Source organism: Bacillus sp. KICET-3 (genome assembly GCF_033261025.1).
Taxonomy (GTDB): Bacteria; Bacillota; Bacilli; order Bacillales; family Bacillaceae; genus Bacillus; species Bacillus sonorensis.
In genome coordinates this window covers 1,928,495-1,947,982 of the sequence record NZ_CP137345.1, presented here as the reverse complement: position 1 = coordinate 1,947,982, position 19,488 = coordinate 1,928,495, and the positions used below count along the sequence as shown (strand labels likewise).

20 protein-coding genes and 3 pseudogenes are annotated in these 19,488 nt (G+C 37.6%); 4 read left to right on the top strand and 19 right to left on the bottom strand.

Going from position 1 to position 19,488, the window contains the following annotated elements:
* The first annotated feature begins 78 nt into the window (after nt 1–78).
* Together R5H20_RS09825 and R5H20_RS09820 are read left to right on the top strand one after the other, a co-directional pair.
* Nucleotides 79–1,179, top strand: coding sequence for a response regulator aspartate phosphatase (locus R5H20_RS09825; RefSeq protein WP_006638059.1), 1,101 nt, complete (start codon nt 79–81; stop codon nt 1,177–1,179).
* Nucleotides 1,176–1,304, top strand: coding sequence for a hypothetical protein (locus R5H20_RS09820; RefSeq protein WP_255130297.1), 129 nt, complete (start codon nt 1,176–1,178; stop codon nt 1,302–1,304). The genes R5H20_RS09825 and R5H20_RS09820 overlap by 4 nt, the downstream gene beginning before the upstream one ends.
* A 47-nt stretch (nt 1,305–1,351) precedes the next feature.
* Here R5H20_RS09820 and R5H20_RS09815 read toward each other — a convergent pair whose 3' ends face one another.
* The 5 genes and pseudogenes from R5H20_RS09815 to R5H20_RS09795 form a co-directional block, all read right to left on the bottom strand.
* Nucleotides 1,352–1,735: an ArpU family phage packaging/lysis transcriptional regulator gene (locus R5H20_RS09815; protein ID WP_006638060.1), complete on the bottom strand. Its 384-nt coding sequence runs from the start codon at nt 1,733–1,735 to the stop codon at nt 1,352–1,354.
* An 83-nt stretch (nt 1,736–1,818) separates the two neighbouring features.
* Complete coding sequence (locus R5H20_RS09810; RefSeq protein WP_006638061.1) at nt 1,819–2,709, bottom strand: DUF4435 domain-containing protein; 891 nt, start codon at nt 2,707–2,709, stop codon at nt 1,819–1,821.
* Nucleotides 2,706–4,040: an AAA family ATPase gene (locus R5H20_RS09805; RefSeq protein WP_006638062.1), complete on the bottom strand. Its 1,335-nt coding sequence runs from the start codon at nt 4,038–4,040 to the stop codon at nt 2,706–2,708. The genes R5H20_RS09810 and R5H20_RS09805 overlap by 4 nt, the downstream gene beginning before the upstream one ends.
* A gap of 156 nt (nt 4,041–4,196) precedes the next feature.
* Nucleotides 4,197–4,360 (bottom strand): annotated as a pseudogene (locus tag R5H20_RS09800) (XtrA/YqaO family protein).
* Nucleotides 4,361–4,525: 165 nt separating this feature from the next.
* The gene (locus R5H20_RS09795) at nt 4,526–5,074 is read right to left on the bottom strand and encodes a hypothetical protein (RefSeq protein WP_006638063.1); all 549 of its coding nucleotides are present in this window, start codon (nt 5,072–5,074) and stop codon (nt 4,526–4,528) included.
* 235 nt (nt 5,075–5,309) lie between these two features.
* Here R5H20_RS09795 and R5H20_RS09790 point away from each other — a divergent pair, with 235 nt between their 5' ends.
* Nucleotides 5,310–5,837: an SMI1/KNR4 family protein gene (locus R5H20_RS09790; protein ID WP_029419131.1), complete on the top strand. Its 528-nt coding sequence runs from the start codon at nt 5,310–5,312 to the stop codon at nt 5,835–5,837.
* A 346-nt stretch (nt 5,838–6,183) separates the two neighbouring features.
* On the opposite strand, the pseudogene R5H20_RS09785 reads toward R5H20_RS09790, so the two are convergent.
* The 4 genes and pseudogenes from R5H20_RS09785 to R5H20_RS09770 form a co-directional block, all read right to left on the bottom strand.
* Nucleotides 6,184–6,261: pseudogene (locus R5H20_RS09785) on the bottom strand (hypothetical protein); the annotation flags it as partial.
* Nucleotides 6,262–6,399: 138 nt separating this feature from the next.
* Nucleotides 6,400–6,621, bottom strand: a complete 222-nt coding sequence (locus R5H20_RS09780) for a hypothetical protein (protein ID WP_006638066.1) — start codon at nt 6,619–6,621, stop codon at nt 6,400–6,402.
* A gap of 294 nt (nt 6,622–6,915) precedes the next feature.
* Nucleotides 6,916–7,568, bottom strand: a pseudogene (locus R5H20_RS09775) (SMI1/KNR4 family protein).
* Entirely contained in the window at nt 7,565–7,852 is a 288-nt protein-coding gene (locus R5H20_RS09770) for a hypothetical protein (RefSeq protein WP_244185819.1), read from the bottom strand. Before R5H20_RS09770 ends, R5H20_RS09775 begins: the two are co-directional and overlap by 4 nt.
* A 628-nt stretch (nt 7,853–8,480) precedes the next feature.
* On the opposite strand from R5H20_RS09770, the gene R5H20_RS09765 reads away from it, so the two are divergent.
* On the top strand, nt 8,481–8,759 hold the full coding sequence (locus R5H20_RS09765) for a hypothetical protein (RefSeq protein ID WP_006638069.1): 279 nt from the start codon (nt 8,481–8,483) through the stop codon (nt 8,757–8,759).
* A 254-nt stretch (nt 8,760–9,013) separates the two neighbouring features.
* On the opposite strand, the gene R5H20_RS23575 is transcribed toward R5H20_RS09765, so the two are convergent.
* The 10 genes from R5H20_RS23575 to R5H20_RS09715 form a co-directional block, all read right to left on the bottom strand.
* Nucleotides 9,014–9,337 (bottom strand): XtrA/YqaO family protein, encoded by a 324-nt coding sequence (locus R5H20_RS23575; protein WP_006638070.1) that lies wholly within the window; start codon nt 9,335–9,337, stop codon nt 9,014–9,016.
* A 441-nt stretch (nt 9,338–9,778) separates the two neighbouring features.
* Nucleotides 9,779–10,957, bottom strand: a complete 1,179-nt coding sequence (cntE, locus tag R5H20_RS09755; RefSeq protein WP_006638072.1) for a staphylopine family metallophore export MFS transporter CntE — start codon at nt 10,955–10,957, stop codon at nt 9,779–9,781.
* A gap of 37 nt (nt 10,958–10,994) precedes the next feature.
* Nucleotides 10,995–11,741 (bottom strand): ABC transporter ATP-binding protein, encoded by a 747-nt coding sequence (locus tag R5H20_RS09750; RefSeq protein ID WP_006638073.1) that lies wholly within the window; start codon nt 11,739–11,741, stop codon nt 10,995–10,997.
* 2 nt (nt 11,742–11,743) lie between these two features.
* Complete coding sequence (cntD, locus tag R5H20_RS09745; RefSeq protein ID WP_006638074.1) at nt 11,744–12,550, bottom strand: staphylopine uptake ABC transporter ATP-binding protein CntD; 807 nt, start codon at nt 12,548–12,550, stop codon at nt 11,744–11,746.
* Nucleotides 12,547–13,443: a staphylopine uptake ABC transporter permease subunit CntC gene (gene cntC, locus R5H20_RS09740; protein ID WP_006638075.1), complete on the bottom strand. Its 897-nt coding sequence runs from the start codon at nt 13,441–13,443 to the stop codon at nt 12,547–12,549. Before cntC ends, cntD begins: the two co-directional genes overlap by 4 nt.
* Nucleotides 13,444–14,376 (bottom strand): nickel/cobalt ABC transporter permease, encoded by a 933-nt coding sequence (opp1B, locus tag R5H20_RS09735; RefSeq protein ID WP_006638076.1) that lies wholly within the window; start codon nt 14,374–14,376, stop codon nt 13,444–13,446. It abuts the gene before it with no gap.
* Nucleotides 14,377–14,470: 94 nt separating this feature from the next.
* The gene (gene cntA / locus R5H20_RS09730; protein WP_006638077.1) at nt 14,471–16,093 is read right to left on the bottom strand and encodes a staphylopine-dependent metal ABC transporter substrate-binding lipoprotein; all 1,623 of its coding nucleotides are present in this window, start codon (nt 16,091–16,093) and stop codon (nt 14,471–14,473) included.
* A 120-nt stretch (nt 16,094–16,213) separates the two neighbouring features.
* Nucleotides 16,214–17,530: an opine metallophore biosynthesis dehydrogenase gene (locus tag R5H20_RS09725; RefSeq protein ID WP_006638078.1), complete on the bottom strand. Its 1,317-nt coding sequence runs from the start codon at nt 17,528–17,530 to the stop codon at nt 16,214–16,216.
* 29 nt (nt 17,531–17,559) lie between these two features.
* Nucleotides 17,560–18,354 carry a nicotianamine synthase family protein gene (locus R5H20_RS09720; protein ID WP_006638079.1) on the bottom strand — a complete coding sequence of 265 codons (795 nt, stop codon included), beginning with the start codon at nt 18,352–18,354 and terminating at the stop codon, nt 17,560–17,562.
* Between the two features lie 20 nt (nt 18,355–18,374).
* Nucleotides 18,375–19,208, bottom strand: a complete 834-nt coding sequence (locus tag R5H20_RS09715; RefSeq protein WP_006638080.1) for a histidine racemase CntK family protein — start codon at nt 19,206–19,208, stop codon at nt 18,375–18,377.
* Nucleotides 19,209–19,488: the final 280 nt, after the last annotated feature.

Here is a 19,488-nt window from a genome sequence, read left to right as displayed (position 1 = left end):
AGATATGCAGAAAAAGGAAATGTGCACCCTGAATTTTTTGAATATTTTAAATCAACTATACGAAAGGATGATAGGGGATTGAGTACAATAGCATTTGAGAAAGTTGGCCAAGCTATAAATGATTGGTACAAAGTGATTAAACAACACAACAAATCTAGGGCAGCTGAGATGAGAGAGGAGATCGAAATAGCACTGCCTAACATGAAAGAGAACCAAAATGTTTTAATATACTTCAGCCTGATAGACTCGCGTTATAAACTTATGACAGAGGATTACAACGAATCCGGAGAATTACTCAACAACATTAAGGCCAAAGCTCTAGAATCCAATACCGATGATATGATTCAATACTATTTTTACTTTTTTTCAGGACTGTATCAGTTTTATAAAAAGAACTTTGTTGACGCTATTAATTTTTATAAGATTGCTGAAAACAGGCTACATAAAGTACCGGATGAAATTGAAAAAGCTGAATTTCACTATCAACTTGCAATTGCATATTATGAGATTAGGCAGAATTTCTTTTCTATGAGCCATACACAAAAAGCATTGGATAGTTTCAAGGCCCATGAAGACTATACAAACCGAGTTATCAAATGCAAAATGCTCTTTGCAATGAATAAAGTTGATTTACAGGAATGGGATGAAGCTGTTGACCTGTATAAAGATGCGATCCTTATCGCGCACAAATCGAATGATAAGGCTACTGAAGGGCTTGGATACTTCAACTTAGGATTAGCTTATGAGAGACAAAACCTTTTGGAAAAAGCAAAGGAATGTTTTCAAAACGCACTTTCTATTCCTGAGCACCAGGAATCTGTCTATTCAATTCGTTCCATGTACATGTTAAGTCGAGTTTTCTACAAAATCGAGTCACCTTCCCAAGCTAGGGAATGGCGTATCAAAGCCCTTGAATTTGCTGAAAAAGTCCATGAAAAAGTATATCAAGCCAAGCTTAACCTCATATACTATTTGTATGATCAATCAAATCACACATCCTTTGACACCAGTATGAATTTATTAAAAGAAAAGAATCTGTGGTCTGATGTAGCCGATCTCTCCGAAAATGCTGCTTTTTTCTTCAAAAAGCAGGAAAACACAGATCTTTCATCAAAGTATTTTGAGGAAGCATGTAAAGCTAAAGACCAAATTTTGAATTTACGGAGGCGTATATCATGAAAAAAGGAAAGATCATCATCACTGCTGCTATTCTTGGGCTTCTTCTGGTTTCTGGATTTTCCTCAAATGGTAAAGCAGAATTCGCCACAACATTTAAAGTGGCTGAAAACGGCGCACTTGGATAAAAAAATGGCGGACTCATAAGAGTCTGCTTTTTTGTTCACAACAGCCCTCAGATAATCCCGAGAGCTGTCGCAAGGTTATAAATGGCCTGTCGTTTGATCTGATAATATTTGTCCTTTTTCAGCCCCATCTCCATATAAATTTCAATGTCTTTGATTTTTGTTGAAGAAAGATATTTCATCTGTATGATCTTCAATTCATCATCATCAAGGCTTTGTTTAAGCGCCCTGTCCATCTGTGCAACTTTTAATGCATTAAAGGAATGCGGATCTCGCAACCGCGGGAAAAGCTCTGTCATTCCGGCCGCTTCTTGCTCCTTTCTGTTTTCAAGCTGAACCTTCAAGGCCTTATATTTCTTGAGCTCCTTAATAATCGTATTTCTAACTTCCTTTTCGTCTATAGGCGGCAAAAATGACAATTGTTTTGCTAACAAATTCACCCCTCCTAAAAATAAAAAAGACACCAAACAAACGCATAAAGCGTAGGTTTAGTGTCCGCAGGCTCTCCGTCTTGGACTTATTTACTTATATACGATCTAACTAACTCCTGGGATGATTCTTTCAGAAGCTTTTTCTTCATAAAATTTAATGGTTCCAAATCAATATTATCAGCCATGGTATAATAACTTAATTCCTCATCTAACTTTTTGCGAATAATCTTCATATGAAGATATTTAAACAAACCAAAGGCTAAGTATTTTCCTTTTATTAATCCTGAATAGTTATATACACCATCCACATCATAAAAATCATCAATTTTCGAGAATTCATCTTCATAATTAATATTTTTTTTATAACAGATCTCTTTTATTTTTTGAATATATTTTTTTATTTCCTCTTGTTTTATTTTGTAAGTCCCATTCTCGAAATATCTTCCAGGGCTTATGCTTGTATTTTGTTCAAGAGTAAATTTAAAAGCTATAGCATAAACAATAAAGAGTTCTTTAAAACTCTGATACATATATGATATCCATGTTTCCCAATCTAATAATGATTCAAGTTCATAATCTTCTTTATCAAATACTTTTAACTTTAAAAGAGATAGTGCTCCTTCTTTAGTTACTATGTAATTTTCAAGAGTAAACTTTTCTAACTCTATTAAATTAGGGTGGTTCGGTATTTCAATATGTCTAAAATGGTCGAAGTCTTTATCTACAATAAAAAAACATTTATTGAGAGAAGATTTTTCCGCCTTCCATTTACCGAACATTTCTAACACATTTTTCTTTGACCTTAAACTATAAACCTTTCCAATTTTCAATTTACCATTAACTAATCGCTCAACTATTTTGTTATAGACAGGTCGCATCTTTTCATCTTCGATAAATAAAAATATGTCATATTCTCTATGACGTAGCATAACATCAGCTAAAAAGGATTTTTCACTTCTAGTTGGGAATGGATTCAATTTATACTCCCTCTCACTTCAGAACAATACTCTTTATAATCCCCTATAACATCAGGTGAATGCGTAGCAATTATAATTTGCGAGCTATTATTATTCTCCATCAACAAATCAAGAAGTTTGGATTGCCACTCTACGTGTAGTGACAACTCAGGTTCATCAATGAGTAACACTTTATCCTTTATTCGAAATTGAGATGTTAGTGAAAATACAAAAAAAATAACTATTTGTTTTTCTCCTGAAGAAAGCAGTGTCAAATCAAGTTCCTCATTAGGATTATCAGAATTTAAGAAAACTAACTTATTTTCTTCTTCGTTAAATCTAATCTGTTTATTAGTATCTTTCAAAAGATAATTAATTGAATCCAACACATGTGCTAAATTCTTCTTGAGAAAATCAATTCTCTTTTTTTGCCTAGACGCTATAACTTCAATTTCATTTAATTTGCTTAACTGTACGAACGCTGATATATGTTCAATAAATAATTTGTCATCTTTTATGACAACGCTATTTTCTTTTTTTTCGTAGCTATGCCTCAATTTGCTATATCGGAATAGTAATTCTTTTATATTTGTTTTGAATTTTTTCTTACCGTTAAATATTTCATTGATCTTTTCTTCTAAATTTGAAAAATCATAGTCATCAGCATCCATCAAGTCTGTAGTTATAGGTGCAGAAAAGTTTTCAACCATTTTATTTCTTAAATTTGTATTAATTATATTTTCCTCTCTAACAATTCTCTGTTTATGTAGATCAAAATGTCTATTTGCTGCCATTATAGAGTCTGCAATATTTTTCTGATTTTCAGAAGGAATGGCGTAGTAAGCACTATCAATCTCTTCATTATTTTTATATTCATTAATTGCTCTTTTTCTGTATCTTATAGGAACTGGTCCAATAGGTTTAGGCACATTTTGTCTAACTCTCCTATTAAGAGGTATATAGACAGTTTCAGAAAGAGGTACTATTTTTTCTTTAAAATTATTAATTGAATTTTCATTAGAATAAGTTTTATATTCATCAGAAAACATAAATTGCTGTGGTTCTTTAATTATTTCAAACTCTAACTCGTCGATTTTTCCATGTATATATTCCCCACGATCTTCAATAGTTAAACGAATTAATCTTTTATTACTCTCAAATTGTAAATCCAATAAAGAAAACTTATATTTAAGTAGTCTCTTAATATTACCAGATAGGATATAAAATATTATATCTAAAACTGTTGTTTTCCCACTGCCGTTTAATCCGTAGAGAATAGTTAATTTTTCATGAAATTCTATATCATATGTCTTCCCATATAAGTTGAGTATCTTAAGTCTTTTAATATTCACTTATATCCCCCTAAGAGTATGATTTATCCTTTGCTATATTATTTTAACATATTTCAAAGCTCCCTAATAAGTATCGGATATTCTAATAAGTTTTTTAAATTCACTTGGAGATCCAAAGAAATTCTTTACACCACCCTTTTTTATAAAAATCCTCCGCTATTTAATTTTGTATCCAATTTTGTAATCAACACGAGCAAAATCACCCTTCGCCGTTTCAATGATCATTTTTCCATGTTCGGGTGCCTCGGCTTCGTAAGCCGTTCCGTTGACACCGTCTAAAACGAAATAGTTACTTTCCCGCGTTGAATTTTATGTGTAATCGATAAATCTTGATTGACCGTCTAATTGTCTTGGACTGTTCACCTGCATCACTCCCTGTGCTATGATAGAAATGCCCATTATGTGTAACATAGTCGGAGCGATCTGCTTCGGTTTTTTTATTGGCTAATTTCAAGCTTGTCCATTCTCTATGCGAAACCGTTTGATCAGGCAGCACCGTGTTCCTCATCTTCCTGGTCATCCTGACCGTCATTTTCAGCTGGAGAATCATCTTCAGCCGCCTCGGTTTCTTGCCTATTCAGCGGCTCCGCTTCTGCATCTTGATCTTGCTTCCAGTCCCACCATGCATTCGCAAGCGGCGCAACCTCCGCAAGATATTGATCCATCAGTTCAACAATTTTGCCTGAGGACACCTCAAGTTCAAAAGCCAATTTACTAAAGGGTTCACCTTCAATTCTGCGCTTGACGAAATTGGGGAAGTCATTCGAAAACTTTTCAAAATTAGGAGCCATTCCGCTTGTGATAAATTCCTCGATATTCGCCCGTTCAATCTGCCGTTTTTCTTTTTTGGTTGGCACGTCTTCTTTAGGTAGACTGAGCTCGGCCTCAAGTTGTTCTGGCTGCGGTTCAACTTCTGATACAACACCATGCTGATCAACTTTATAGCTGGGTGTAGGTTGATTCGTGTTGGGATTGATTTCAACGTTTATAATTGATGCGTGTTGATTCCAGTTGGGATTCCACTTTTTGATCAATCATTTCGGAGAGGTGCTGGATCTTCCCGTCTAAATCCGCGCTATTGACCTCCAAGGTAATTTCCGTTAAGCCCTTCGGTTTCATATTCATCTTTTTTACGATTGCTTTGAAATCAATGAAAGAAGATATAATTGTTCCAAAGGTTACTGAACATCCGAATATAAAACAAATATCCATTTTTTATAGAAAACGCTATAATAGAGTGAACAAATATTATGAAGGGAGAGAGTGAATATTAACGAAGGCGAATTAATTAAAGTGACACTTAAAGGCTTAAAAAGTATAATCGACACTCATGGAACATATCCGCTGCTACAGCCTGGTGGTTTTGTTTTAGAAGATCCTTATTTCAATTTTAATGATCCAGCAACCGAGGAAGAAATCGAACACTTAGAAAGCGTCTTTAAGGTTAAATTCCCCAATGATTATAAAGAATTTCTTAGATTGCATAATGGAATGGATATTATTGACGGCATTGAAGTCCTCAGTATAAACGATGTAATCCAATATAATGAGGTTCAAGATCTTCCTGAAGGGTGCGTATTAATTGGATATCATTTTGATGGACGTTATGTGATTGATACAAAAAGATATCATATCGGATTGGATTACATGTTCTATTTAGATCCAATAGATCCATTTGAGGAGGCTGAAGATTTAGGTTCGAATTTTGAAATATGGTTCGACCGCTTACTTAGTTCAAATGGGAATAAGTTTTGGGAATTAAACCGAGACATTAAAAAGTATTATGATAACATATAAAAAAGACTCCATTAAGAATCCTTTTATATGCTGCTCACCAGGATTAAGGAGTCAAATTTCCTCCCCTGTATTCTCTTGGAAGCTGGCAGCCAATGTGCATGTTTAGTAGAGTTTTTTATAAGATAGGCGATCTCATGTAAATCCTTTTTTAATATTAAAACCCCGTCGGAAGGCAAAGCTTTCTAGATTATTAATTTGGCCAAACGATTATTGATTAGAAATAATCCTTTTCTTAAACCCGGCCTTGATAAAGAGAAAATCGAAATATCATGCTTCTTTTTACCGGCCGTGCTCATCTCGCTTAAAATCTCCCCCACCACGCTGCTGAACTTGAAGCCGTGTTCACGTGCGGGGGATCAAACGAATCAACCAAAAGGACATCGACACCTTTTTTGGCGAGAAAATACCCCGTAGCCATTCCCATTGAACCCGCTCCGACAATGATAACCTCAAAATTCCTTTTGGATTTTACACTTCCCTTTTCATGCAATATTAATCCTAAACTACCACTTTATAAGTATTGGTCAAATATAAAAAAACTGCCTTTTCAAGCAGGAGGAATTTATGAGCGTTTTTCTGTAACTTCAAGATTATTCATGCCTATTCGTTTTTTTATTTGAAATGGCTCCCACAAATCTCCATGAGGAGCAAAGATTATTTGGAACGATGTGAAAATGACTTCTTTTGCAAGCGGGATTTCACCGCTTGCGTTCCCCGTGGCTATCGCGCGCAATCCTGCATAGACTTCAGTCACTCCTCCTGTGAAGCTGACGACCTTCATCATTATTCGATACATCCGGGTGCACGCTTGGTAAGGTATGTCTCCAGCGGCCATCAATCAATTGCACAACATACGTGTGAAAAAGATCAGTGTCCACAGGCTCTCTGTCTTGAACTCGATATTCACGTTCGTCTTTCTTGTCTCTATCGTATGACAAAGTGGAATAGAAAAAGTACCCGTTTTATCCCATTTTTTGTCGAATTTTTCTCGGATTTGAACATAAAAAACCTTGAAAGGCAGTTGCCAATCAAGGAGTTGATACTTTTAACAATATTTCTATTTAATTTGCTAATATAATTATTTTTGGTCAATCGGCTCTATACTAAGCACCGTACCAATGGGTCCTAATTTTTCAATTAGTTTCTTTGCCTTTCCATATGGGAATCTCTCCATTAATAAATAAGGGGGATTTTTTGAAGCCTTTAGTAGATTTGCTGTTGAAATCTCAATCCCTATACATTCTTTATTCTTATTAAATCTTTCAATCCTCCATTAGGGGTCTTTGCTAACACTATATTGCAGGTATCAGGTGGCTCACTTATTGTTTTTTGTTCTGATTCACTTATAATGCAACCACTATTCACCCATTCAATAAAATCTGAAGTAATTACAGTAGCATGGCTTGGATCCATATCCCCAGAATCAACAATTAATACTTCTGTTTCCTTTTCATTTTGAAGCATTAGGAAAACATTTCCTCCTCCATCATCGCCAATAGAGACATATCCTCTTGCATATTCATCTACTTCCCATGTCTCGTTTCTTTCCACAATATCTTCTGTACCATAAATAGCCACCCCGCCACCAATTGAAAAACCATTTGTATTTCTTAATAAATCCTTATACACATTTGGTAATTTAGCTTGTAGAATATCTTCTGACTCTTGAATTTCAGTTTCACTTGCTGGCTTATTTTTTATCAAATCTGAAACCATTGATAAATCAATCACTTTACAAAACCTCCCAAACCCTCGAAATATTTATATGCATCCTTCATTGCTTTTCGAGCAGCTTTTTGATCAACACCTGCTTCAATCATTTCCCTATAACTCACATTACATTCATAACGTATGTCAGTATTAAATCTCTCGATTTTTCTCCGCTTTCTTTGCATAGAAGAAATTTTTGCGTGTGATTGGCCAGAGCTTGATGGGAGAAGTATTGCAGAAGCTTTCTTTTCGTTATAATCAAATCCACCCTCTTTAGCCCATCTTTTCGCCCTTTCATTTTGTATTGGGTGGTGAGACTGTATTCGATTATCAGAAGCAATATTTTTGTTCCCTGGTGCACGATTTACCCCTGAACTTAAATAGCCATGTTCATCAACATCTTCCTTTAGATATCCCCCTGGCCTTTAGCAGTATTAGTCGAAACCCTTTTAGCTGTTTTTGCACCTTTATTTGCTTAAAAACGTATTTTCCTACCTTGACTGCTTTAGTCGCAGGTATGACAGAAACGCCGGACAGGATACGGTCAGTGATGGATAACTACTCACCTGTTCCAGGGTCGACACCTGTTATCGCTCTATATCCATCATAAACACCGGATCAAAAGCTTTTTCAATGTCGCTTTTCTTCACTCTGTTTTCCAGTATCCTTTACCATTCTGTCCCATGACTCACAACCTGCCGCCAATGCGACAAGCAGCAAAACTGCGATTGGTGCAATAAACTTTTTCATTTTCCTTTCGGCCCGTGGCCGTCTCTTTAACCTTCACAAATTTCCTCATCAGCCCCCATGCGCTGTCCGCAGATAGGGCAGCAGGAATTCGGGCACACCTTTATAGCTTAGGCTTTTCTACTGCTCGTTTTAAATATTTTTCATCAAATTAGGAAATACTTATTTAAAAAGGTGGTGCTATTTATGGATTTCCCAATAATTCATACAAATTTTTGGGATGCTGTTACAGCAGTACCAATTATCTTGGTCATTACACAGATAATTAAAATCTTTCTCAAGGTTCCCAAAAAATATGTTCCATCTATTGCACTCGCACTTGGCTTAATTATATCTGTTTGCATAAGTCATCGACATAGCCTCGTAGCTGGAATATTTATGGGCGGATTCTATGGTTATGCAGCTATTGGATCATATGCATCATTGAAAACAACAATCTCATCATATAGAAACAAAAAAACATAAATGGACATGGAAAATACTCAATTTGATGGTTCGGGCGGATACTCTTCTATAAGAACCTGAAATGTTCTTATTGATAAGCTCCTCTACTTGAATTGATTGAATCAAAAATTGATACATAGCAATGAGTCTCACCTAAAGGAAACAGGAAGTAATTTTCCACCTCCACAAGCGTTGAAAATTTAGAGGTTAGGCAGGGTCCCTTTCAACGCCAAGATTCACACTCCTTGACAGGGACAGCTCCGCCGCCCCTGCTATTATTTAAATTTGTATGATGATTCAAGATGAATCCTGAAAAAATCACCTTTTGCCGTTTCAATAATCGACTTTCCATGTTCAGGTGCGTCTGTTTCGTAAGCCTCACCGTTAACGCCATCTAAAATGATGACAGTTACTTTCCCGTTAAATTTTATGTGTAATCGATAAATCTTGGTTGACGCGTCTAATTGTCTTGCACTGTCACCTGTATCGCTCCCTGTGCTATGATAGAAGTGCCCATTATGTGTACCATAGCCGGAGCAATCGCTTCGGTTTTTTTGTTGGCTAATTTCAAAGGTGCATAGGGTGGACAGCTTATCCATCCTCTATGTGAAACAACGTTTGATCAGGCTGCGCCATGTTCCTCATCTTCCTGGTCATCCTGACTGTTATTTCGATAGGGGATTCTTCTTTAGCCGCCTCGTTTTCCTGCTTGATCAGCGGCTCCGTTTCTGCTTCTTGATCTTGCTTCCAGTCCCACCATGTATCCGCATGCGGCGCCAACTTCGCGAGATATTAATCTATTAGCTCAACAATTATCCCTGAAGAAATCTCAAGTTAAGCCAATTTACTGAAGGATTCACCTTCAATTCTGCGCTTCACGAAATTAGCAAAGTCGTTTGGAAACTGTTCAAAGTTAGGAGCCATTCCGCTGGTGATAAACTCCTCGATGATTTCCCGTTCAATCTGCCGTTTTTCTTTTCTGACAGGTCTTTAGGCAGTCCAAAATTGGCCTCGATCGAATGATAAAAGACTCTTTTATATTACCTAACAAATATATTTCGTCGATCATAGGCAAAAATAATCATCGTTACACCTAGTAAAGCACAAATCATATACATAAATGAGTACGAGGAAAAATCAGCTACCGGCCCCATAATGACACCACCTAATGAAACGCCTAAATCAGCCATCGCAATGAATAAACCCAACAGTATATTGCGATTCACCTTTGGCAGAACAAAGCTCAAATATGTTGTTAGCGTTGGATAGAGAATTGCCTGCGCGATACCCATTAAAACCGCGCCAGAATAGAAGAAGATTGCTCCTCCTGTGATCGAAAAGCTTACAGACTGTGCAGCTATTGCCAAAATTAGCATCGTTCCCATTATAAATATTGGATGCCATTTGCCGTCTGAAGGAATTTTCTTTCGTAAAGTAAAACGGGCAAATACAACGGTAGCTGCTTGAAGCATAAGAAACACTCCGGCATTACCGCCTTGCAGCTCCTTCGCATAAAGCGGAATAAAGGTTGTAACGGCTCCAAACACAATTGAAGCCACTAACATGAACACACTGCATTTAAACAAAAACGGATTTTTCACTAGCTCGCCAAAGAACTTAAACATATTTGCACCCTGATTCGCATTCGTTTCTGCAGGTTGTTCTTTTCCTTTTTCTATTTTCGCACTATAGCCAGCCACACCTGTAAAAACCGCAATTCCAATCATCACTGCTGTGAAAGAATCCTTGCCCCCGTGCCAAATACCTAACGCTAAGATAGGCCCAATAATACCTGGTATGTAAGAAAATAAAGAATAAAGGGAAATACCTTGAGAGCGATCTTCCTCTGGCAGCGAATCAATAATGCCAATTTGCAATGCCATTGAAAAAAAGGCCGTCGACACCCCTTGCAGCATACGGGCGATGAAATATCCCCACAGTCCAGTAAACGTGTATAATATTAAAGCAACGCCATTCACAATCAGAATGGTGCGTAATACTTTTAACGGCCCGTGCTTTTGAATCATATGACCAGCCCATGGTCGAAAGAACATTGTCGTAAACAGATAGGCCCCCATGATCAAGCCGACGGTTGTGTTGGCGGCTCCGAATGCTTCCCCTTGTAAAGGAATAATTACATTAAGAATCGAATTGGCGCTAAAATACAGAAGCACCAACAAATACAAGCGTAATAAAGGCCAAGACATAGCTCTACTCAAAACCTTTTCCTCCTCTTAATTCAGCGCATTTCTTACATTAAAAACTGATGAGCTTTTGCAGTAACTTTCTGGCATATTCTGATTGAACATCCTTCAATTGGTTTATTTTAATGATTTCTTCGATTTGACCATCTTTAAAAATAATGACTCTATCACAAATGTAAGCAGCAGCTTGAATATCATGAGTGATAAAGATATAACTCATATTGTAAATCGTCTTTAACTCCTTTAATAATTCAAGTACTTGGATTTGAACGGATACATCTAAAGAGCTGATCGCCTCATCAAATAAAATACATTTTGGTTCTGTGGAGATGGCTCTGGCGATACACACTCTTTGAACCTCCCCGCCGGATAGCTCATGAGGATATCTGCTTTTATAAGATGGATCTAATCCTACTTGTCTTAACAGCTTATTAACCGTATGTTGATCTTGCTGTTTGCCTTTATTCTGAGCTTTTATTGGCTCCATAATGGCCTCTTCAACCGTAAAGAATGGATTAATGGCAGACTTATAGTCTTGAAAGACAACGCTTATGTCTCCTTGCCGCACTCGTCGCTCCTCTACATTCCGTCTTTCAAGTAGAACAGTTCCTTTATCAGGTTTTTCAATGCCTATTAGTAAGCGGCCTAGTGTTGACTTTCCACTCCCACTTTCGCCAATGATGCCGAGACACTCCCCCCGCTCACATTCAAAGCTAATATTTTTCAAGATTTTTTGTCTTTTTCTCGAAAAGACTCCACCCGTTTTATATGATTTCTCTAAACGATCAACTTTTAACAATGTTAAGATCTCCCCATTATTTTGTTAAAATTATCACTTAACGCGAGTCTGGTAGATACTAAATACTTGGTATAATCATGCTTGGCTTCTGAGAAAATGGTTTGTGTACTTCCTCGTTCAACGATTTCTCCATTCTTCATCACTAACACTTCATCCGCAATTTTTTTCACAACGCCTAAATCGTGAGAAACAAAGATAATAGAGCAGCCCATTCTATTACGCAATTGAATAAACTGTTCCACCACTTCAAATTGTGAAATGGTATCTAAAGCCGTCGTCGGCTCGTCGGCAATTATGATGTCAGGCTCTAACGCGAACGCCAGTGCAATCATGATGCGCTGCAGCATCCCGCCAGATAGCTGATGCGGATATTTGTTCATCATCTCTGTTGGATTTTTCAGCTTGACGCTTTCCATCGCCTGAATCATTTTTCGCTCAATTTCGTTTTTTCTTAAGCCGAAATGTTCAGCTAGTGTTTCCTTCAGATGAACCCCGATCACACATGAAGGGTCGAATGCACTCATCCCATTTTGCAGGATCATGCAGAGGTTTCTTCCCCGTTTTTTTCTCATCTCTTTTTCAGAAAGATGATTGAGTTTTTCTCCTTTAAATAAAATATCGCCCGTTTGACGAAGACAGGCCCTATTCAATCTCATAAACGACCTGCAAGTAACAGACTTACCGCTGCCGCTTTCTCCTATAATAGCTAGACAACTTCCTTGCTTTAACTGAAATGAACTATTATGCACGATGACATGACCTGAGTTGGCGTCCCATATTTTTAAATTCTTAACCTCTAATACATTCACTTTGCCACCTCTTTCTCTCGAAGCTTTATACTAGAAAGCGCCGCATGCTTTTGCCGTTTATCGCTGAGTCGGGTTAACCTGGGATCTAACGCAACCTGAAGCGAATCAGATAAAAAATTAAAGGCAGATACAATGATAATAATGGCTAATCCGGGTGCAAACATTAACTCAGGTCTTGTAAACATCACTTCTCTCGCCTCATTTAACATCATTCCCCATTCAGCATTTGGCGCTTTTATTCCCAAGCCTAGGAATGAGAGGCCTGATATTTGCATAATCATAGAACTGATCGAACTGCTTGAAATAACGGCGATATCAGAAAATGTAACAGGAATGATATGTCTATATATAATGCTTGTATGACGCATGCCAGCGGCTTTGGAGAATTTGACATACTCCGATTCCGCGTATTGCATAACAGATGTCCGAATAATACGAGCAAACCATGCCCATTTCATTAATATAAACGCAATCAGTATATTCACCAGACCAGCGCCTAGAATCCCGACAATCGCCAATGTCACCGCATATACTGGAAAAGACAGCATCACATCACAAATTCTCATGATCACAGAATCGGCAGCCCCTCGAAAGTATCCAGCGATAAAGCCTAAAACGGCCCCAATGAAAACAGAAATAACTAATGCAACAAGAACCCATAAAACACTAGGGCGAATACCATAAATTAACCTCGACAGCACGCATCTCCCGAGGTGATCATTACCCAATAGATACTCCCAAGATGGAGAGGCGTAGCGAAGTTTCATGTTTACTTCCAAAGGGTTATGAGGCGCAACGACAGGAGCAAATATCCCCAACATCATCACCGCCGCAATAATGATTAAAGAGACCATTCCTACCTTATCTTTACTTAAGTTTCTTAACATTCTCATTTAGATATCATTCCTTATTTTAGGGTTCAAAACAGCATTCATAATATCTGAGATCGTATTAAACAACACAAAAGCCACTGCGACGATCAAAACATACGCTTGAATAACAGGAAAATCCCTGCTTAGGATCGCATCAACGCTTAGACTTCCTAGGCCCGGCCAACCAAAAACATTTTCAATTACAACCGTCCCTCCTAAAATCATAGGGAATGCCATACAAAATATTGATATGGCTACTTGCAAGGAGTTCCTTAAAATATGCATGGTGATTTTCTTTTCTGATAAACCCGAGGCCCTTGCATATAATACATAGTCTTCATTTAAATTACTTAACACGGAGCTTCTAACCGTTCTAAAATAAATACCTGTATAACTTAAAGCAATGACAGAAACGGGCAAAATATAGCTTTTGTATGAATCCATTCCGCTAGTTGGTAACAAATCCAGTTCCACAGAAAAATACCAAATCATCATCGCTCCGAGCCAGTATGCAGGGGCTGCTGTAAAGAAAAACAAAATGCATCTTACCGATTTATCAATCACTTTTCCCTCCTTTATCGCGCAGAGAACCCCCAGTAATATCGAGAAGAAAATCATAACAACGGATGAGACTGACGTGAGCTTTAATGTATTTAGAAAAGCTGGACCGACTAATGTCCATACGGGCTCTCCCTTTACGTATGAATCCCCAAAGTCCAACTGCAAGCAAGACACAAGCCAGTCAACATATCGGACTATAAAAGGCTTATCCAATCCCAACTCTTCATTTGTTTGTTCAATTAATTCTTCTGTAATAACGGGAACATCCTGTGCTTGTAAAACCAACTCAGCCGGCTTTAAGGGAGAAAAGCTAATTAACACAAATGTTAAAAACGAGATGACTAAAAGCAGCGGAATTGAGATTATGAATCTTTTAATGATATAAGCTCCCATACAAAATCTCCTTTCACTCAAGCATCTAATGAACCAAAACCGTTTATCCACGAACATAAATAAAAAGGGGGAATTTCCCCTCTTTATTTACCTTTTATTCAAAATCCATTTGTTCAAATGGAAGCTCAAATTGAGTTTGCTTAAATGAAATGCCCCTTAAATTTTTCGGAGCAATGACAGTAACGTTCCCATTGGTAACCGGAATAAAAACCGCTTCATCATGAATGATGGTTAAAATATCTGCATATAGCGATTTTCTTGTTTTCTCATCAGCCGATACTAAGACTTCATCAACTTTTTTATAAAGTTCATCTGCTTTCGCAATGCCTTTTGTACTATGCAACCATGAAGATTCAGACGTAAAAGCGGCGACTGTATTTTGCGGATCATATGCCAGTCCCCATGTTTGGTTGAATAGCAAGTCGTAGTCACCAGTTGATCTTCGATTCATAATCGATGTTGATTTCTCACCAATGACCTCTAACTCTATGCCTGTTTCTTGCAGCGAACTTTGAATAAATTCAGCCTGTTTCTTTTGCGACGGAGAGTTATTGTCATAATAAAGCTTCATCGCCAGTTTTTTTCCGTCTTTCTCCCTTACCGTCGAGCCCTGTTCTAATGTCCAGCCCGTCTTCTCTAAGAGCTCCTTTGCCTTTTCAATGTCATATTCTCGTTTTTTCAAATCAACATTTGCATAATTAACGTTTGATGAAAAGAGTGTATCGGCCGCTGTTTCTGTACTATTTAAAATGTCCTTGCTAATCGTTTCCCGATCAATTGACAGCCAAATGGCTTCACGCACACTCTTGTCACCTACCGGATGATCCTTTTTACTGCTATTGGCTGCAATCATCTTTGTGTTCATTTGTTTACTTCTTACAAGTTGATAATCACCTGAATCAACCAGCTGGTTGATGGCTTCAATATTGATACTGTCTGCACCTCGATCATCTGTGAAGGCAAAATTGACCTCACCTTTTTGCAGAGCTAAAAATGTCGTTTCTCCTGCTGGAAGAGCTTTTGCTGTAATTTTCTTAATTTTAGGTGCGCCGCCCCAGTAGTTTTTATTTGCTGCAAACGTCGCATATCGATCGGTTTTATGGTCAATGAGCTTATAAGGGCCTGTGCCATTATAGCCATTGACACCATCTTTTGTTTCTCCATTTTTAAAATCTTTCGGAGAGATGAATACATACGGACGCGTCATAGACAATTCCACTAAGGTTGGATAATACGCTTCCGATAGCACGATCTCAACTGTATAGTCATCTATTACATTTACACTAACGATTTTAGTTGAGAGTTTAATCCAAGAGTGCTTCTCTTTATTGTTTTGGACAGCCTCAATGTTTTTCTTGACCGCTTTTGCGTTAAATGGTTCTCCGTCATGGAATGTCACACCTTTTCTTAAATGAAATGTATATACTTTTCCATCCTTTGATATGTCCCATGATTCAGCGAGCAAAGGCTTGATTCCGTCTTCGGTATTCTCAACTAACGATTCATATACCATCCCTTGTGCGGACATTGAACCTTGATACAGATGGGGGTTCATGTCATTAATATCTTGTGGTGTGGCGTATACTAACTCTTTTTTACCAGTTGCCGAACCGCTGCCTTTCACACCATTAGAGCTGCCCGAAGTTTGCGAACAAGCAGCTAAAATCGAAAAGATAAACAAAGCTAGCGCTGCTAACTTCACGTTTTTACTTAACAAAGTCTTGCCCTCCCTTAATTGTTAAATACGTCTCATTTATAAGCACATCTGATGACCATATATCGATGAACATCACTCCTTTATGAAAATCGAAATATTACCTGTTTTCATTTTTCCGTACTAATACAATGACTTTGTTTCTTCACTTTGTCCTAGTTCGCCGCATATCATCTTCAAATCTTCATCAAAACTTTGAACGGCAAATGCGTCAGACAACTTACCGTTTTGCTGGGATTGAGCCACCGCTTCAATTTTGCGCTCATAAGTTTGAATGAATTTATTGATGGTTGGACAATCGACATTCAAATGGTTTGCAATTCCTTGTAAGATTTTTATACGATAATAGTCTTCCTTCGGCATTCTCGGAATATCTAAATATCCTTCTCGGTTTACAAATATCGTTCGAATCGGTACAGCCGAAAAATCAAAGTACCTTCCCTCCTGATCCGGCTCTGAAAAAGGATCAATCAATAGCGAGGCATAACGTATATATAATAAGTACTCTTGATGAATCGGCTTTAAATTATTGAAATTTTCAATATCATATCGTGATAAACTTTCTAACCTTAACGGATAATTATCATCTGTCATAAACTTGAGTAAGTTGATGCTTTTGATGTTGATTTTCTTTAAAATCGCCATGATTTCTTTCCATTGGGCCAGCATATCACGAATTAAATGTTGCGTAATCGGCCCCTCGGGAAAAAGTTTATACACATATTTCTTAGTGTCTGTGTCTCCAAATATGGCCTGTAATGAAAAATCGTTCATAAACAGCGGAGGATGAACATATAAAGAAATATTTCTCGTTTCCGCCTCAATTGGAGATTTCATGACCTCCAGCGCAATGCCCAACTTTTCAAAAAGCTTAGACAGTGTGTCGATATTTTCGGATGGGTAGTTGGTCGAGCCTATGAAAATTTTTTTCTTAACGCCTGTTGTCAAAACTTCATTAGACGGTTCATCGCACATCCATCTTGTATCACCGTAGTATGTAGAGAAACTGATCACTTCAGCATTTGAGCGGATTGTATTTAGATAATGAGCAATTAAACTGTTGGACCCAAAGGTTGGAGAGACCAAAACAATGCATTTCACATGCTTGAGCACCTTATCATCGATTTGTTTTAAAACGTCGATATAGGCATCTGCCGTCACAGAAAAAATAATGGCGTCCCATTCTCCTGCAACCGTTTCATAGCCTTTAAAAACCCAATTAACCACGCATTCTCCTTTTATAGATTGATGCTTTTCATTTTGGATGCTTACGCGAATTTGATGATTGCTTTGCTTCATCGCTTCATAAAAACTTTCTGAACGGACAGACTCTCTTCCCGCTATCCCCACATCACAATTCAAATCGTTGTTAAAATTGACGGCAAGTTGAATAGATGCAGGACCAGTTCCTAATATTAAGACTCGCTGAAAATGACTCATAAAGCCCTCCCTTTCTCCCAACAAGCAATTTATGCTTTTTTATATAAGGCAATGTCAAACACTTGATCTGGCCGCAAGACTTGTTCAATCATTCTCCATTTTTGCCCATCTGCTTCTTTCATTGGATAATTGAACAACGACTTTAACCCGTTGCCATATCTCATCGCCACTACTACATGTTCATTCGTTAAGGGATATAGCTGATCCAAGATGTCATATTTACTTTCAACTGTTGAACTAAAAATGATATGCGTCACATCTTTTATCAGACTAAGCTCTTCGACTGATACGTTTTCTAATTGAATATTTAATTCATTTCCTAATTTCTTTACCACGTTTCGTCCAAGTTCGATGGCCTCATCATCAATATCAATCCCAACAGCTTCCGCTCCTGTTCGCTTCGTAATGAATAATAGTGTCATCGGGAATGAGCCTGAACCGACTAATAATACCTTTGAGTCAGCCTGAATTTGAAAACTGCCAAATTCTTTTTCAATACATGATTCGATGTTTTTGAAGTAATCGGTTATTTCCACATTTCCATCCAGTAACTTCAGTGCGCGATACTTCTCCATGATGGTCACGCAATGTGCCGATTTTTTTCTTAAATCAGCCACTAGATCATCCAAATCGCTGGATGTTTGTCGCTCCAGCTGTTCCCACGCTGCTTTATTTCTCTCATTTGTAATGAATGTGCAATATTCATCGATTAAAAACTCTAATTCCGCACAATGGCTGATTGTCTGAACATATTTTCCAGCTAAATCATCGAACTTTTCGGAGAACTCAACCAAACAATCTTGAAACGTTTTTAGCGCCTGCATTCTTCTACCCCCATATTTGACTAAACATCGATAAAAGCCTTTCCCTCTGCCACAATTCCGACGGACCCTTCAATCTTAAGATTTGTTAATTTTTCTTTATTACAATCCGCAAATACTTGAATCGTGCCGCCAGGTTGTCTTATTTTTGCCACAACCTCACCTTTCTTTTTCCAAGCTAGATAGGCTCCTACAGAGGCCGTACCTGAACCACACCCCCTTTCCCATACCAGGCTGTCCAGATGAGGTACATAAATAAGCGGAGCTAATTCATCAGATTGTGTTTTATACAATAAGATCCCTATTAAATTCGCATCCAACGCTACGCCAAGCAACTTAGCCAAGGACTGTGCCTTTTCCTTTATGCTCTGGCTAAAATCTTGGACTTCAATGACAATATGGATGAACTCATGATATCTCACGATAATGATGTTAATGTCGCTGTCAACGTAGTTGATCGTTCTTTGCTCAATCTTTTTAGGAATTGGCATACTCACTTGGCAGTCAAATGTATCTGAATTTCTTTTCACTTGGCACTTGATGAGCTCTTCCGCACCTGAAGCTTCTAATACGATATCAGTCTTCAAATGTTGTTGTAGTCCTTTTTCAGACGCGAGAAAGGCCGCCAATGCCATACACGCATTCCCGCAAAACTCACCTCCGGCCATCTGGAGATGAGCATCAGCTTGATTGTTTATCGGTTTTTCTATAAAACCTACTTGTTCAGCATACACGCTGTCATATGACATAATTTTTGAAGCAATGTGCTTATAGTCCTCAATTGGATAATTCGATTTAATAAGAATTGTCATATTTTGTGTTGGATTACATTTGATAAAATCTATTTCCTGTTTCATCACAACGATCCTTTACAATTGCATTTTTTCTTTTTGAAAATCGAAATTATTACGATTTATTTTTTGTGAATTATGGCATGATGCTGGATAGTGTTAATATTATTCTGTTTTCTTTATACACTATGGATGTTGCATAAAGAGATATCCAATATTCAGTTGTCTGCTTTACTGAAGGGAATTATTCGTCTGACTTTTATGCAGGACGAAAGATTTTCCCGTAGTCCACAAGACATGGCGGTGTTTTTCATTTCTTCTGAAAGGTCATTCCCGCCATAGAACA